The following is a 13,862-nucleotide window of genomic DNA, read 5'->3' on the forward strand; positions in this document are numbered from 1 at the left end:
CAAAGTGGACGTTTGTGCGTGTAGCTTACCACACTTTTCGCCTCTTCGACAAGGCTTTATGCCTCCGTACGGTCGACGGGTACGGCATGAAGCAGGAGGTCGGGATTGTTCTCCGTGATCCAGCCGAGCGCCCATTCGTTGCTCACGAGCAGAACGGGATTGCCCCGGCGGTCGCGCACAAACATGCCGCGGTCTGCGCCGCGCAGAGTTGCGGGCGTGATTTCGCGCCCATCGGCGAATGTCATCCAACGCGCGACTTCATAGGGCTGCATCTGCAGCACGATATCGACATTGTACTCATTCTTCAGACGGTATTCGAGCACTTCAAACTGCAGCGTGCCGACCGTGCCGACGATGTAGGCGTCCGCGCCCGCGCCCTCCTGCATGAAAAGCTGGATCGCGCCCTCCTGCGTGAGCTGCTCGACGCCCTTGACGAACTGCTTGCGCTTCATCGTGTCCTTCGCCGAGACGCGTGCAAACTTCTCGGGCGGAAACACGGGAAAATCTTCGTATTTGAACTTGTGCGAGGCGTCCGTCAGCGTATCGCCGATCGAGAATATACCGGGATCAAAAAGCCCCACGATGTCGCCCGGAAACGCCTCGTCGATGATCTGCCGATCCTGCGCGAGGAACTGCTGCGGCTGCGCGAGCTTGATCAGCTTGCCGTTCTTTTCGTGCCAGACGCTCATGTTGCGCTCGAACGCGCCCGACACTATGCGAATGAAGGCGAGGCGATCGCGGTGCGCGGGATTCATGTTCGCCTGGATCTTGAATACGAAAGCCGAGAAGCGCTCGTCCGTCGGCTCGATGACGCCGTCGGACGAAGCGCGCGGCGCAGGTGCAGGCGCGAGTCGCAGATACTCTTCCAGAAAATTCTTGACGCCGAAATTCGTCATGGCAGAACCGAAGAACGTCGGCGTCAATTCGCCACGATCGACCTTCTCGCGGTCGAAGTCCTCGCCCGCCGCATCGAGAAGCTCGATGTCGTCGGCGAGCGTCCGGCGCTCCTCTTCTGTCAGCTGTGCCATAAAAGCCTCGTCGTCGATCGAGCCGCAGACGGAGACGCGTTCTGTCTGCCCGTGGCTCATATCGGCAGCGAAAAGCTCGACCTCGCGCTTCGCGCGGTCATAGACGCCTTTGTAATTGCCGTCCGTACCGACCGGCCAATTCATCGGATAAGAGCGAATGCCCAAGACATCTTCCAGCTCCGCCATGAGGTCGAGCGGCGCCTTGCCAAAGCGGTCGAGCTTGTTGACGAAGGTGAAGATTGGAATATGGCGCTCGCGGCAAACCTTGAAGAGTTTCTTCGTCTGCGCCTCGACGCCCTTCGCCACGTCGAGAATCATGACGGCGCTGTCGACCGCCATCAGCGTGCGGTACGTATCCTCGCTGAAATCCTGATGCCCGGGCGTGTCAAGGATGTTGATGCGGCAGCCCGCGTAGTCGAACTGCAGCACGCTCGACGTGACGGAAATACCGCGCTGCTTCTCGATCTCCATCCAATCGGACACGGCATGGCGCTGCGTCTTGCGCGACTTGATCGATCCTGCGAGGTGGATTGCCCCACCGTAGAGCAGAAGCTTCTCCGTCAGTGTCGTCTTGCCCGCGTCCGGGTGCGAAATGATGGCGAACGTGCGCCTTTTCTCTATTTCCTTCTTCAATTCTTCCTGCGACAAAATACATCCTCCCACACCGTTGTCATTTGAAAAAAAGACTGCCGCAGAATCTCTGCAGCAGTCTTGCCTATCGTTTTGGAGGCGACACCCAGAATCGAACTGGGGAATGAGGGTTTTGCAGACCCCTGCCTTACCGCTTGGCTATGTCGCCGTATGGAGCGGAAAACGAGGCTCGAACTCGCGACCCCCACCTTGGCAAGGTGGTGCTCTACCACTGAGCTACTTCCGCATGAAGTGGCGACCCGAAGGGGACTTGAACCCCTGACCTCCGCCGTGACAGGGCGGCATTCTAACCAACTAAACTACCGGGCCATCCATCGCCTTCCGTAAGGTCGGCAACAAGTAGTATTATACAGAGCGATGGGGGGCTTGTCAAGGAATCTGAAAGAAATATTTCAACCTTCCGCTTCCCGTGAATGCCTGCGCTCGCGTTTTAGCTAATTGCTCGACGCAAACCCGCATAGCCTTTCAGAAATGACCGAGCAAAAGCAACTGAATCATAGTTGCATACAGCACCCCATTCTGCTATAATCTCCTTGAGGTGAAACCATGCCTACAAAAGATATACTGCTTGAAAAGATCTGCAGGAAACCCGCACCCGCGAATTTCACGGTGCGTGAGCTTGACGCCTTGATGAAGAAATGCGGCTGTGAAAAATTCCAAGGCGGAAGAGGCTCCGGCATCGGTTATTTTCATACGGCAAGCAAGCGCATCCTGCAGTTTGACGGCCCGCATCCCAGAAAGGAACTTTATCGGTATCAAATCAAGAAAGTCCTTGCGTTCTTGAAAGACATCGAGGAAATTTAAGGAGGATTCATCATGAATCTGTTGGAGTACAAAGGCTACCATGCGAAAATCTCGTTCGATGCACAAGACGCGCTCTTCATCGGCGAAGTGTTCGGCATCAACGACTCACTGAATTTTCATGGCGCGAGCGTCGCTGAACTGAAAGATGCTTTCCATCATTGCATTGACAATTATTTGGATGTCTGCAAAAAGATTCAAAAGACTCCCGATAAGGAATTCAAAGGCACTTTCAACATCCGAATCCCGAGCGATCTTCATCGAAAGCTGGCGCTGGAAGCGACGAGGCACGATGTGTCTTTGAACCAATTCATCAAGGATGTCTTGACGCAGGCAACGACAGTGCCGCAGGCATGAGCTGTTTCTCTCTAGGGAAAAACCATGATGCTTCCATAAGACAAGAGCGCACTCCCCGGAAATCGGGAAGTGCGCTCCTTCTATCTTGGGACGATGGTGAAAAATTCGCCGCCGTTCCTTTTTTAGTTGTTGAAGATATTCCTCAGCGCCTGCTTGTTGACGTCGCGGTTGAGCTGTGCGAGGTGCTTCGTGAGCTTGATCTCCTTCGGGCAGGCTTTCTCACAGTTCTGGCTGTTGCCGCAGCTCGTGATGCCGCCCTTGCCCATGAGGGCTTCGAGGCGCTTCGGCTCATCGAACTTTCCGAGCGGATGGAGGTTGAAGAGCAGCGTCTGCACCGTAGGCGCAGGTCCGATGAAGTCGGACTGCGGGCCGACGTTCGGGCACGCCTCAAGGCAGCAGCCGCACGTCATGCAGTGCGAAATCTCATACGTCGTCTCCGCCGTGTAAGGATTCTGCAGCGGAGCATCGGGGTTGTCCCACGAGCCGTCGATCTCGATCCAGCCATGGATGCGCTTCAGGCTCTCGAACATGACGGAACGATCGATGAGGAGGTCGCGGATCACGGGGAAGGTGCGTGCCGGCGCGAGCGTGATCGGCTGCTCAAGCTCGTCGACGAGCGAGCAGCAGGCCTGACGCGCCTTGCCGTTGATGACCATCATGCAGGCGCCGCAGACCTTCTCCAGGCAGTTGCACTCCCAGTTGACGGGTGCGACCGTCTTGCCGTCGACCGTCACAGGGTTCTTCTGGATCTCCATCAGAGCCGCGACGACGTTGAGGCCGGGACGATAGTCGACATCGAATTCCTGCTTGTAGGGGCTGGCGTCAGGGCCATCCTGGCGCTCTATGATGAATCTTACTTTCTTCTGTTCTGCCATTTGCTATCTCCTCCTCTTACTCTTTCTTCGCTACCGCGTAGTTACGCGCACGCGGCTTGATGAGCGAATGATCGAACTCGTCGTAGCTGACGATCGGCTCTTCCGTCTTCGGGTCGTAGTCGACGATGGAGATGCGCATGAAGTTCTTGTCGTCACGCGGCATGAAGACGAGCTCGTCGCCGTCCATCATGCGCTTGCCGTTCGCGTCGAGGGCGATCTTGGCATGAGCGCCGCGGCTCTCGTCGCGGCAGCGAGCCGCCTTCGTGATGCACATCGCGTAGAGGATCATATTGCGCAGCTGGCGCACGAACATGGCTTCCTGGTTCGCCCAATGACCGCGATCCGTCAAGCCGATGTTGTCCCAACGCTTGAGGATTTCCTTGAGCTCCACGAGGCACTGGTCGAGGCCGTTGTTGTCGCGCTCGATGGAAACATATTTGTACATGAGGTCGCCAAGCTCGTGGTGGAGTTTGTGCGCGTTCTCAGGACCGTCCATCTTGAGGATGCCTTCGAACTGGTCAACGACTTCCTGACGCGCCTTGTCAAGCTCCGCCTGTGTGAGGGCGTCGCCAAGCTCGCCGGACTTCGCCATGCGCATGGCTTCAGGACCGGAGACTGTGCCGGAGTAAGCAGCGGAAAGGAGCGAGTTCGCACCGAGGCGGTTCGCGCCGTGATACTGGTAGTCGCACTCGCCCGAGGCCATGAGTCCCTTGATATTCGTGTGGTGCAGGCGGTCGACCCAGATGCCGCCCATCGAATAGTGGACGGACGGGAAGATCTCCATCGGCACCTTGCGCGGATCTTTTCCGACGAAGTCCATGTAGATTTCGAGGATACCGCCGAGCTTGTGCTCCAGGTAATGCGGATCGATATGCGAGAGGTCGAGGTAGACGCGGTTCTCGCCGTTGATGCCCAGACCCATGTGCACGCAGACCTTGAAGATAGCACGCGACGCGACGTCACGCGGCACGAGGTTGCCATATGCCGGATACATGTCCTCAAGGAAGTACCAGGGCTTGCCGTCGCGATAGACCCAGACGCGTCCGCCTTCGCCGCGGCACGCCTCGCTCATCAGGCGGTTCTTGTCGGAACCCGGAATCGCTGTCGGATGAATCTGGATGAACTCGGGGTTGCCGATGTGTGCACCCTGCTGGTAGACAGCGGAAACGGCCGAGCCGTTGCAGATCGTCGAAGCCGTGCAACGGCCAAACACCTGGCCGGGGCCGCCCGTCGCAAGGATGACGACGTCGGCGGGGAACGACTTGATCTCCATCGAGTTCATGTTCTGCGCGACGATGCCGCGGCAGATGCCGTCCTTGTTCTTGATGATGCGGATAAATTCCCAGAACTCATACTTCTTGACGCCACCCTTGACCTCCCAGCGGCGAACCTGCTCGTCGAGTGCATAGAGGAGCTGCTGACCTGTCGTCGAGCCGGCGAAACAGGTGCGCTTGTTCTTCTGACCACCGAAATTGCGGAGGTCGAGGTTGCCTTCAGGCGTGCGTGTGAAGGGAACGCCCATGCGGTCGAACATCTTGATGAGCTTCGGCGCCGCCTCGACCATGCCCTTGACCGCAACCTGATCGGCAAGGAAGTCGCCGCCGTAGACCGTATCATCGAAATGTTCGTAAACGCTGTCATGCTCGCCTTTCGTGTCCATGCAGGCGTTGATGCCGCCCTGCGCACACAGCGAGTGGGAGCGCTTTACGGGGCAGTAGGAAAACAGGTCGACTTCGCCGCCGAGCTCACAGACCTTGATGGTCGCCATGAGACCCGAGAGACCGCCGCCTACAATAATGATTTTTTTCTTTTCAGCCATGTAGGTTCTCTCCTTATCTATACATCACAATCAATCGATCAATGCATGGGAACGAAGTAGCTCACCATGAAGGCAATCGTCACGAGGCTCAGAGCCACGCAGAGCAACATGGAGAGAAGCCCCGCCGTCTTCTGGGCGCGAGGCCCCTTGACGACGCCCCACGTCATGAGGAAGGTCGTAATGCCGTTCGTGAAATGGAAGATCGCTGCGAGCATGCCGATGAGGTAGAGGACGAAGACGACCGGGCTGCCCGTGACGTAGCTCTGGATCAGTTCATAGGTGATCGGCGTGCCGAGGACACCCTTGACGTAGCAGCGCAAGTAACCGACGTGCCATACGAGGAAGACGAGCAGGAACCATGCCGTCCAGCGCTGGAAAGCAAAATTCCAGTTGTTGAGGTAGCCATACTTCGTCGGGTTGTTCTTCGCCTGCATGCAGATGTAGATGCCATAGATCGCATGGAAGAGGAACGGGATGGCGACGGCGCCGACCTCAAGTCCGAGGAAGATTGGTTTCGGAATCAGCTCCATCATGGCGAGCTTGCCATTCAGGGCTTCAGCACCGCCCAGAGCCGAAGCATTAGTGAGGATGTGCTCCATGAGGAATCCTCCGAGTGCCAGCAAGCCGACCAGGGAATGCAGGCGGCGGGCGTAAAAAGTTGTGTTAATCATTCTATACCTCCTATAAATTCTTTGCGCCCCGCATCGTGCGGGGGCGGATTACAGGAAGCGCCGATAAGTTCAGCGCCTCCCATGAAAGCGCCAAACAGGCGCTTTCTATAACTTACGATACGGCGCCTGGCCAATCTCGTAGAAGTTATTCCCCTCGCAGTCGATGCCGACGATCGCCGGAAAGTCGACAACGGTCAGACGAGCCACAGCCTCCGGGCCGAGTTCCGGATAGGCGAGCACTTCGTACTTCTTGACGGACTTGGCGATCAGAGCCGCCGCGCCGCCGACGGCGACGAAGTATGTCACGCCGTTCTTCTTCATCGACTCGATGACCTTCGGGTCACGCGATCCCTTTCCGATCATGCCCGTGATGCCCTGTTCAAGCATCGTCGGCGTGTAGGCGTCCATGCGGCCGGCAGTCGTCGGGCCGCACGAGCCGATAGGATCGCCGGGCTTCGCAGGCGTAGGTCCGAGGTAGTAGACGATTTCATTCTTCCAGTCCACGGGGAGCTTCTCGCCGCGTGCCAGAGCTTCGCACATGACCTTGTGCGCCGCATCGCGTGCGCTGATGATCGTGCCTGTGATGAGCACGCTGTCGCCCGCCTTGAGCTTCTTGGACTGCTCCACGGTAAACGGTGTTTCGATACGAATCTTTTCAGCCATTTTTCTTATCCTCCCATCCCGAGCAATTAAAGGACGCGATCCTTGTGGCGCATCGCATGACAGCAGATCGTGACGGCCACGGGCAGTCCCGCGATGTGCGTCGGGCCCCATTCGATGTTGACGGCGAGAGCCGATACGGAGCCGCCTAGCTGAGGGCCGATGCCCGTCTTGTTGATCATCTCAAGAAGCTCGCCTTCGAGCTTCGCGTACTCGGGCATGGGGTTGCGCTCGTTGATGGAGCGCACGAGCGCCTTCTTCGAGTAGTAAGCGGCGCGGTCCATCGTGCCGCCGATGCCGACGCCGACAACCATGGGAGGACAGGGATTGCAGCTTGCGTGCAGGATGATGTCGAGCACGGCCTTCTTGACGCCTTCGACGCCATCCGCAGGAACGAGCATCTTGACGCCCGACTTGTTCTCGCTGCCGAAGCCCTTGGGTCCGACCGTGATCTTGAGCTTGTCGCCCGGCACGATGCGCGTGTAGATGACGGCAGGCGTATTGTTTTGCGTGTTCTTGCGGTTGAACAGCGGCTCGGCGACGACGGACTTCCTCAGATACCCTTCCGTATAGCCCTTGGCGACACCGGCATTGACCGCCTCTTCGAGATCGCCGCCTGCGATGTGCAGATCCTGACCGATCTCAAGGAAGACGATCGTCATGCCGGTGTCCTGACAGATGGGGCGATCCTCGGCCTTGGCGATCTCCGCATTGCGGATGATCTGGTCGAGCACGTCGCGCCCTACCGGCGACTCCTCTGCCTCGCGTCCGCGCTTCAAAGCCTCGTAGACGTCGTCCGGCAGATAGTAGGCAGCCTCTTTGCACATCTCGGCAACGGCTTCCGTAATCTGTTTCGCTTCGATTGTACGCAAGATAAACCCTCCCATAAGAAATTGTAATACTCACATAGCTTCATCATATCATATTTTCATCGCACATTCAACACCGAAACCCTTGTGTTTCTTGAGTTTCTGCAGAGAAAAAGATGAATCCCGTTCGCTTTTTTGCATGCCGAAAACCGGCGAAAAAGTGACCGGAATTCCCTTCCAATATTCCTTTCGTGCACTTGCCAGCAAGCCCTCTGCCGTCAAGCTCTTCCCAAGCGGATGAGTTCGACCTGCGGCGGCTTCCCCGTCTCAAGCTCGGCGAGCATGAAGGAAGGACGCGCCTCATCGCGCGGACGCGCCACGCTTCCGGGGTTGAGGACATGAACATCTCCCGTGACCTCCTGCGCCACATGCGTATGACCGTAGACGGCAATGTCCGCCTGCGCCTCCTTCGCCGCTGTCACCAGCATTTCAAGCGTCGAACGCACGCCGTAGATGTGACCGTGCGTGAGAAAGATGCGGTGTCCTGCCGCTTCGACAACGATCTCGTCGGGCGTCTTGCCGTCGGGCCAGTCCGTGTTGCCCGCGACGTTTTCCACGCGCACCGCCGAGACGAGCGCGAGGTACGCCGCATCGGGAACGCAGTCTCCCGCATGAAGCCAGAGGTCGACCTTGCCCGCACGTTCCACAGCGTGATCGATCGCGCGGCGGTCGCCGTGGCTGTCGCTCATAATGCCGATCTTCATGTGAGATGCTCCTTCATCTGCGCCGCCATGAGACGAAGCGCTGCGCCGCGATGGCTGACCGCCTGCTTTTCAGAAACCGTCAGTTCCGCCAGCGACTTGCCGCTCGCGAGATAGAAATACGGGTCATAGCCGAAGCCGCCCGCACCGCGCGGCTCTTGGCGCACGCGTCCGACACACGTCCCTTCAGAGATGAGTTCCGTGCCGTCCGTGTCGTGCAGGACGAGCACGCAGCGAAAAGCGGCAGCAGATTCGACAGCCCCCCTATTTTGAAGCTCTGCCACGAGCTTCTCGTTGTTCGCCGCATCATCGTGCCGCCCCGAGTAACGCGCCGAGTGAACGCCCGGTGCACCGCCCAAGACTTCGACTTCCAGTCCCGAGTCGTCAGCAAGGCACGCGCATCCCGTCCTTTCTGCATAAAAACGCGCCTTGATGCGCGCGTTCCCCTCGAAGGTCGAAGCATCCTCAACAGCATCGGGAAGCTCCCCAAAATCCTTGAGGGTCAAAAGCTCCACGGGGAGCTTTTGAAAAGCTGCAAGGATTTCCTTCACCTTGCCCTCATTCTTCGTAGCGACTACGATCTTCTTCATCCGATTCGCCCCACTTTCCAGACGAGCTCGCCGCCAAGCGCGTCCTTTTCTCTTGCTATCAATTCGTCGATGCCCTTTTCCGCCAGCGCGAGGAGCGCCTCCATCTCCTTGCGTGAGAAGGGCCGCCCCTCGCCCGTGCCCTGCACCTCAACGAAGTCATAAGCGCCCGTCATCACGACGTTCATATCGACGAGCGCCGTGCTGTCTTCCTCGTAGCAAAGGTCGAGGATCGGTTCGCCGTCCTTCGCGAGACCGACGCTGACCGCCGCGAGGAAATCTTTCACAGGGAACGCCTTACCCTTCTCATAGAAACTCGCGCACGCCTCTACGAGCGCGACGAAAGCGCCCGTGATCGCCGCCGTACGCGTGCCGCCGTCCGCCTCGATGACGTCACAATCCAAGGCGATCGTGCGCTCGCCGAGCGCTGCAAGATCAACGACGGAGCGCAGCGAGCGGCCGATGAGACGCTGGATCTCCTGCGTGCGCCCCGACTGGCGGCCTTGGCAGGCCTCGCGTGGCGTGCGCGTCGAAGTCGCACTCGGCAAGAGCGCGTACTCTGCCTTGATCCAGCCCGTGCCCGTGCCGCGCAGAAAGTACGGCACGCGATCTTCGACGGACGCAGCGCAGATGACGCGCGTGCGTCCCATCTCGATGAGCACCGAACCCGCCGGCCCCTTTTGGAAGCCTCGCGTGATCTTCAGGGGACGCAGCGCGTCAGCGGCACGTCCGCGTATTCTCTGCATAGCGCATGTTCCTCTCCTCTCACGGGAAAAGGGCAGGGCGCCAAGCCCTGCCCCTCTTTATCCCTCCTGATATTGCCGGAAGTTCTTTATGATGCAGATCGGCGTCTTCTGCGAAGCGTTGCCGAACGGGTTGTCAATGAGGAGCTTCGCGACGAGCTCGCCCTTCGTGCCGTCTGTCACGCCGACGATGCGCGAGCGCTTGAGATCGTTGACATCGGCGATGACGGCGCCGAAGCAGCCGAGCCTCTCTTTGAGACGCGCGACGACATCCTCCGGATCGCGCGGCCCGTAGACGATGTGCTTGTCAAAAGGCGGCATCGTGCCCGTCACATCGTCGATGAGCGCCGTCTGCTCGCCGCCCCATTTATAAAAAAGGCCGCTCTTTCCCACGATCTTTCCCAAAGATCCCGCGAAGAGCGCGGCGGCGACGCGCCACTTGCCCTCGACGTTCATCAAGGACTGCATGCCGTGCGGACTCGCGAGGCTGCCGACATCCGGGATGAAGCGGCAGCAGAACTGCGCGAGCCACGAGATCTTCAGATCCTCGGGACGCACGATGCGTCCCTGCGTGATGGCGACGACGCTCTCTGCCACAGAAATCACGTCATCCTCGCCGATCTTGCCGCGCGTATACCTCTCCACGCAGTCGATGATGTCATCCCTGTCCGTCAGAATGCGCGTAGGAACGGGCAGAATCTCTACTTTCTCTTTCATGTTCGCCCCTCCTCAATCGTCCGCCAAAGTCACGCCGACGAGCGCGGCGACCTCCGCCGCACGCACGGGAATCGTCACCTTCGAATAACGCCACGGCCGTCTGCCCGTCTCCTGGTAGATGAGATCCGCCGAGAAATCGGCCATGTGCGCGACCGCCTCCTTGATGCTCCTGCCCTTTCGCGCCGTAAGCGTCACATACGCTTTGACGAAGATGCTTTTACCCGCTTCGATGAGCACCGCCTCGAAGTAATCATCCTCGCGCGGTGCGCCCTCTCGCTCGGCTCTGCCGCGCACTTCAAGCCCGTCGTACTGTTCGTAGGGCACGAGCGGACGCACAAGGGCGTCCATGATCGTGCCGACCTGCTTGCCGACATTGGCGAACTCCAGCTTCGTGACGAGCGTCACGCTTTTTTCATCCTGCGCCGTTACTTCGAGGGGCGTGCGCTCCGTAAGCTTCACGACGACCTCTTCCGTACCCTCCTTGACAAAGAAGAGTTTCACCACGATGATGCAAAGAAAAATCGCAGCGAGAACAACACCGATTGCAATATACAACTTTCAAGACCTCCCAAAGCTTCCTGGCGAACGTTCAGAGATTTTCTGCACCCGTCGGCGCATCCTCCGAAAGCGCGGCATGAAGCTTTTCATAAAACTCTGCAGGCAGTTTCGTGATGCGCCCCGTCTCTCGGCTCGTGAAGACGTTCTGCGTATGACCGAGGACGAGCAATGCGTCGTCCGCCACGCGCCGCACTTCGTAGTCGAACGCCATCTTGACCTTTGTCAGCGCCGTCGGGCGCGTGACGATGGCGAGTTCATCGTCGAACTTGCCTGAGGCGACGAATTTTGCGCTGACATCGGTCAGCGGAAAGACGTAGCCCGCCTCCATCAGATCGCCCAATGTGATGCCGAGCGCGCGCAGGAACTCGACCCTGCCGATCTCGAACCAACGAATGTAGTTCGCATGATGCACGACGCCCATGGCGTCCGTATCGTAGAAATTCACACGATGGTATGCCTTGACCTCCATGACGCTCTCCATCAGCGAAACAGGTGACTGACCGAACGATGCTCCTGTATGCTGATGAGCACGTCGCCGATAGCGTCCGCCATCGAGAGCACGACGATCTTGTCTGACTTCTTGTCGCCCAAAGGAATCGTGTCCGTGACAATCAGCTGCTTGAGCACCGACGCGTTGATGCGCTCGATGGCAGGATCGGTCAGGATCGCATGGGAACAGGCGGCGTAGACTTCTTTTGCACCAAGCTTTGCAAGTGCCTTCGCCCCCTCGCAAAGAGAGCCTGCCGTGTCGACGATGTCGTCGATGAGGATTGCCGTCTTGCCCTCGACGTCGCCGATGAGGTTCATGACCTCCGCCACGCCCGGCTGCGGGCGGCGCTTCTCGATGATGGCGATCGGTGCGTGCAGGCGGTCAGCAAGATTTCGCGTGCGCGTGACGCCGCCGAGATCGGGTGAGACGACGACGGCATTTTCGAGATTGTGCTCCTTCAGATACGCGGCGAGGACGGGAGCCGCTCCGAGATGATCGACGGGAATGTCGAAGAACCCCTGGATCTGACCTGCATGCAGATCGACCGTCACGACGCGCGAGACGCCCGCCGTCTCCATGAGGTTCGCGACGAGCTTCGCCGAGATCGGCTCGCGCCCGCGCGTCTTGCGATCCTGACGCGCGTAGGCGTAGTACGGCACGACGGCCGTGATGCTGTGCGCCGACGCCCTCTTGCAGGCGTCCGTCATGATGAGAAGCTCCATGAGATTGTCGTTGACCGGCTGCGAGGTCGGTTGAATGATAAAGATGTCCTTGCCGCGAATGCTCTCGCTGATCATCACCTGCGTCTCGCCGTTGTTGAAATGACCGACGTATGCATCACACAGCGGCACGCCGATATGCGATGCGATCTTCTTCGCGAGCTCGGGGTTGGCGTTGCCCGTCATGATGCATAGGTTGTCAAGGTTCGTCATTTTCCAGTAGCCTCCATTTCTTCTTTGCGCTTGTCCGCCCAGCCCGTGATATTCTTCTGGTGGGCGCGCGCGATGGCGAGATCGCCTGCGGGGATGTCCTTCGTGATCGTCGACCCTGCGCCGATGTAGGCGCCGTCGCCGACGCTGACGGGTGCGACGAGGTTCGAGTTGCAGCCGACGAAAGCGCCGTCGCCGACTTTCGTGCGGAACTTCTGCCTGCCGTCGTAATTGACCGTGATCGTGCCGCAGCCCATGTTGACGCCCGCACCGATGTCGGAATCGCCGATGTACGAGAGATGCGGCAGCTTCGTCCCCTCGCCGACGACGGAGTTCTTGACCTCGACGAAATTGCCGATCTTGACGTGCGCGGCGATTTTCGTCGCGGGGCGAAGATGAACGTACGGGCCGAGCGTCGCACCGTCGGCGATTTCGCATTCATGCGCATAGCAGAAATGCGCCGTGACATGCGCGCCAACCTTCACGTCCTGAAAGCGCGAATTCGGGCCGATCTCGCAGCCCTCGCCGATGACCGTCGCACCCTCAAGCCACGTGCCCGGATAGAGAACGGTGTCGCGGCCGACGATGACATCGACGTCGACGTAGGTCGTATCGGGATCCATGAGTGTCACGCCCTCTGCCATCAGCGCCTCATTCTTGCGGCGGCGCAGGATCTTCTCCGAGGCGGCGAGCTGGGCGCGCGAGTTGACACCGAGCGTTTCCTCGTAGTCGTCGGCCGTGGCGGCGAAGATTTTCTCGCCCTTCTTTCGGAGGATTTCGAGCACGTCGGGCAGATAGTACTCGCCCTGTGCATTGTCATTTTTGACCTCGTGCAGGGCGGCGAAAAGGTCGGGCGCTTCAAAGCAATAGATGCCCGAATTGACCTCGCGCACATTGCGCTCCTCCTCCGTCGCGTCCTTGTGCTCGACGATCCTTTCCACCGTGCCGTCTGCGGCGCGGATGATGCGGCCATATCCCGTTGCATCGGGCATGACCGCGGTCAGAACGGTCGCCTTCGCGCCCGACGCCGCGTGCTCTTTCGCGAGCTTCTTGAGGAGCTTCCCCGTCAGGAGCGGCGTGTCGCCGCAGAGCACGAGAACCGTGCCCTTTTCCTCGTGCAGCAGCGGTTCCGCCTGCAGGACGGCATGCCCCGTGCCGAGCTGCTCTTCCTGCGTGACGAAATCCGCCTCGCCCGCAAGCGCCTTTTCCACCGTCTCGCCGCCGAATCCCACGACGACGATATTGCGCACGGCGCCCGCCTCCTTCGCGGCCGCGAGCACATGGGCGAGCATCGCCTTGCCGCCCGCCTTGTGCAGCACCTTCGGCAAAGACGACTTCATGCGCGTCCCCTTGCCCGCCGCCAATATGACTGTTGTCAGATCTGCCATTCGTTCAGCCTCCATTGC

General features: G+C 59.1%; 17 protein-coding genes and 3 tRNA genes. 2 read left to right on the forward strand and 18 right to left on the reverse strand.

Annotated features, from left to right (window positions below):
* Positions 1-56: 56 nt before the first annotated feature.
* The 4 genes from HMPREF1153_RS03660 to HMPREF1153_RS03675 all read right to left on the reverse strand — a co-directional run bounded on the left by HMPREF1153_RS03660 (position 57) and on the right by HMPREF1153_RS03675 (position 1,988).
* Positions 57-1,676, reverse strand: a complete 1,620-nt coding sequence (locus HMPREF1153_RS03660) for a peptide chain release factor 3 (protein WP_009645605.1) — start codon at positions 1,674-1,676, stop codon at positions 57-59.
* 76 nt (positions 1,677-1,752) lie between these two features.
* Positions 1,753-1,827: transfer RNA gene (locus tag HMPREF1153_RS03665), tRNA-Cys, on the reverse strand.
* 3 nt (positions 1,828-1,830) lie between these two features.
* Positions 1,831-1,905 (reverse strand) — tRNA-Gly (locus HMPREF1153_RS03670).
* Positions 1,906-1,911: 6 nt separating this feature from the next.
* Positions 1,912-1,988, reverse strand: a tRNA-Asp gene (locus HMPREF1153_RS03675).
* Positions 1,989-2,225: 237 nt separating this feature from the next.
* On the opposite strand from HMPREF1153_RS03675, the gene HMPREF1153_RS03680 reads away from it, so the two are divergent.
* Entirely contained in the window at positions 2,226-2,483 is a 258-nt protein-coding gene (locus tag HMPREF1153_RS03680) for a type II toxin-antitoxin system HicA family toxin (RefSeq protein ID WP_009645604.1), read from the forward strand.
* Between the two features lie 12 nt (positions 2,484-2,495).
* Positions 2,496-2,837, forward strand: a complete 342-nt coding sequence (locus HMPREF1153_RS03685) for a type II toxin-antitoxin system HicB family antitoxin (protein ID WP_009645589.1) — start codon at positions 2,496-2,498, stop codon at positions 2,835-2,837.
* Between the two features lie 122 nt (positions 2,838-2,959).
* Here the strand turns inward: HMPREF1153_RS03685 and sdhB are convergent, their stop codons facing one another.
* From sdhB to glmU, 14 genes are all read right to left on the reverse strand, one after another.
* Positions 2,960-3,712: a succinate dehydrogenase iron-sulfur subunit gene (gene sdhB / locus HMPREF1153_RS03690; RefSeq protein ID WP_009645588.1), complete on the reverse strand. Its 753-nt coding sequence runs from the start codon at positions 3,710-3,712 to the stop codon at positions 2,960-2,962.
* Positions 3,713-3,728: 16 nt separating this feature from the next.
* Complete coding sequence (gene sdhA / locus HMPREF1153_RS03695; protein WP_009645594.1) at positions 3,729-5,531, reverse strand: succinate dehydrogenase flavoprotein subunit; 1,803 nt, start codon at positions 5,529-5,531, stop codon at positions 3,729-3,731.
* A 38-nt stretch (positions 5,532-5,569) separates the two neighbouring features.
* Complete coding sequence (locus HMPREF1153_RS03700; RefSeq protein ID WP_037369753.1) at positions 5,570-6,202, reverse strand: succinate dehydrogenase; 633 nt, start codon at positions 6,200-6,202, stop codon at positions 5,570-5,572.
* Between the two features lie 105 nt (positions 6,203-6,307).
* Positions 6,308-6,865: a Fe-S-containing hydro-lyase gene (locus tag HMPREF1153_RS03705; RefSeq protein WP_009645610.1), complete on the reverse strand. Its 558-nt coding sequence runs from the start codon at positions 6,863-6,865 to the stop codon at positions 6,308-6,310.
* A gap of 26 nt (positions 6,866-6,891) precedes the next feature.
* Positions 6,892-7,734, reverse strand: a complete 843-nt coding sequence (locus HMPREF1153_RS03710; protein WP_009645595.1) for a fumarate hydratase — start codon at positions 7,732-7,734, stop codon at positions 6,892-6,894.
* 48 nt (positions 7,735-7,782) lie between these two features.
* Positions 7,783-7,953, reverse strand: coding sequence for a hypothetical protein (locus tag HMPREF1153_RS12885; RefSeq protein WP_009645598.1), 171 nt, complete (start codon positions 7,951-7,953; stop codon positions 7,783-7,785).
* Positions 7,950-8,435: a metallophosphoesterase gene (locus HMPREF1153_RS03715; protein ID WP_009645591.1), complete on the reverse strand. Its 486-nt coding sequence runs from the start codon at positions 8,433-8,435 to the stop codon at positions 7,950-7,952. The genes HMPREF1153_RS12885 and HMPREF1153_RS03715 overlap by 4 nt, the downstream gene beginning before the upstream one ends.
* Positions 8,432-9,022, reverse strand: coding sequence for an RdgB/HAM1 family non-canonical purine NTP pyrophosphatase (gene rdgB, locus HMPREF1153_RS03720; protein WP_009645599.1), 591 nt, complete (start codon positions 9,020-9,022; stop codon positions 8,432-8,434). The genes HMPREF1153_RS03715 and rdgB overlap by 4 nt, the downstream gene beginning before the upstream one ends.
* Positions 9,019-9,765: a ribonuclease PH gene (gene rph / locus HMPREF1153_RS03725; RefSeq protein WP_009645609.1), complete on the reverse strand. Its 747-nt coding sequence runs from the start codon at positions 9,763-9,765 to the stop codon at positions 9,019-9,021. The genes rdgB and rph overlap by 4 nt, the downstream gene beginning before the upstream one ends.
* Positions 9,766-9,822: 57 nt before the next feature.
* The gene (locus HMPREF1153_RS03730) at positions 9,823-10,479 is read right to left on the reverse strand and encodes a coenzyme F420-0:L-glutamate ligase (RefSeq protein ID WP_009645606.1); all 657 of its coding nucleotides are present in this window, start codon (positions 10,477-10,479) and stop codon (positions 9,823-9,825) included.
* Positions 10,480-10,491: 12 nt separating this feature from the next.
* Positions 10,492-11,034: a hypothetical protein gene (locus tag HMPREF1153_RS03735; protein ID WP_009645586.1), complete on the reverse strand. Its 543-nt coding sequence runs from the start codon at positions 11,032-11,034 to the stop codon at positions 10,492-10,494.
* 34 nt (positions 11,035-11,068) lie between these two features.
* Positions 11,069-11,506, reverse strand: a complete 438-nt coding sequence (locus HMPREF1153_RS03740; RefSeq protein ID WP_009645602.1) for an acyl-CoA thioesterase — start codon at positions 11,504-11,506, stop codon at positions 11,069-11,071.
* A gap of 11 nt (positions 11,507-11,517) precedes the next feature.
* Positions 11,518-12,459, reverse strand: coding sequence for a ribose-phosphate diphosphokinase (locus tag HMPREF1153_RS03745; protein ID WP_009645597.1), 942 nt, complete (start codon positions 12,457-12,459; stop codon positions 11,518-11,520).
* Positions 12,456-13,844: a bifunctional UDP-N-acetylglucosamine diphosphorylase/glucosamine-1-phosphate N-acetyltransferase GlmU gene (gene glmU / locus HMPREF1153_RS03750; protein WP_009645600.1), complete on the reverse strand. Its 1,389-nt coding sequence runs from the start codon at positions 13,842-13,844 to the stop codon at positions 12,456-12,458. Before glmU ends, HMPREF1153_RS03745 begins: the two co-directional genes overlap by 4 nt.
* Between the last annotated feature and the right edge of the window lie 18 nt (positions 13,845-13,862).

It is taken from the genome of Selenomonas sp. CM52 (genome assembly GCF_000292955.1).
GTDB lineage: Bacteria > Bacillota > Negativicutes > Selenomonadales > Selenomonadaceae > Selenomonas.

Coding starts and splice junctions, on each gene's coding strand:
- HMPREF1153_RS03745 (WP_009645597.1), bottom strand. CDS start 12,459: ATGACGAACCTTGACAACCTATGCATCATGACGGGCAACGCCAACCCC.
- rdgB (WP_009645599.1), bottom strand. CDS start 9,022: ATGAAGAAGATCGTAGTCGCTACGAAGAATGAGGGCAAGGTGAAGGAA.
- HMPREF1153_RS03700 (WP_037369753.1), bottom strand. CDS start 6,202: ATGATTAACACAACTTTTTACGCCCGCCGCCTGCATTCCCTGGTCGGC.
- HMPREF1153_RS03715 (WP_009645591.1), bottom strand. CDS start 8,435: ATGAAGATCGGCATTATGAGCGACAGCCACGGCGACCGCCGCGCGATC.
- HMPREF1153_RS03740 (WP_009645602.1), bottom strand. CDS start 11,506: ATGGAGGTCAAGGCATACCATCGTGTGAATTTCTACGATACGGACGCC.
- HMPREF1153_RS03685 (WP_009645589.1), top strand. CDS start 2,496: ATGAATCTGTTGGAGTACAAAGGCTACCATGCGAAAATCTCGTTCGAT.
- sdhA (WP_009645594.1), bottom strand. CDS start 5,531: ATGGCTGAAAAGAAAAAAATCATTATTGTAGGCGGCGGTCTCTCGGGT.
- HMPREF1153_RS03730 (WP_009645606.1), bottom strand. CDS start 10,479: ATGAAAGAGAAAGTAGAGATTCTGCCCGTTCCTACGCGCATTCTGACG.
- rph (WP_009645609.1), bottom strand. CDS start 9,765: ATGCAGAGAATACGCGGACGTGCCGCTGACGCGCTGCGTCCCCTGAAG.
- glmU (WP_009645600.1), bottom strand. CDS start 13,844: ATGGCAGATCTGACAACAGTCATATTGGCGGCGGGCAAGGGGACGCGC.
- HMPREF1153_RS03680 (WP_009645604.1), top strand. CDS start 2,226: ATGCCTACAAAAGATATACTGCTTGAAAAGATCTGCAGGAAACCCGCA.
- HMPREF1153_RS03705 (WP_009645610.1), bottom strand. CDS start 6,865: ATGGCTGAAAAGATTCGTATCGAAACACCGTTTACCGTGGAGCAGTCC.
- sdhB (WP_009645588.1), bottom strand. CDS start 3,712: ATGGCAGAACAGAAGAAAGTAAGATTCATCATAGAGCGCCAGGATGGC.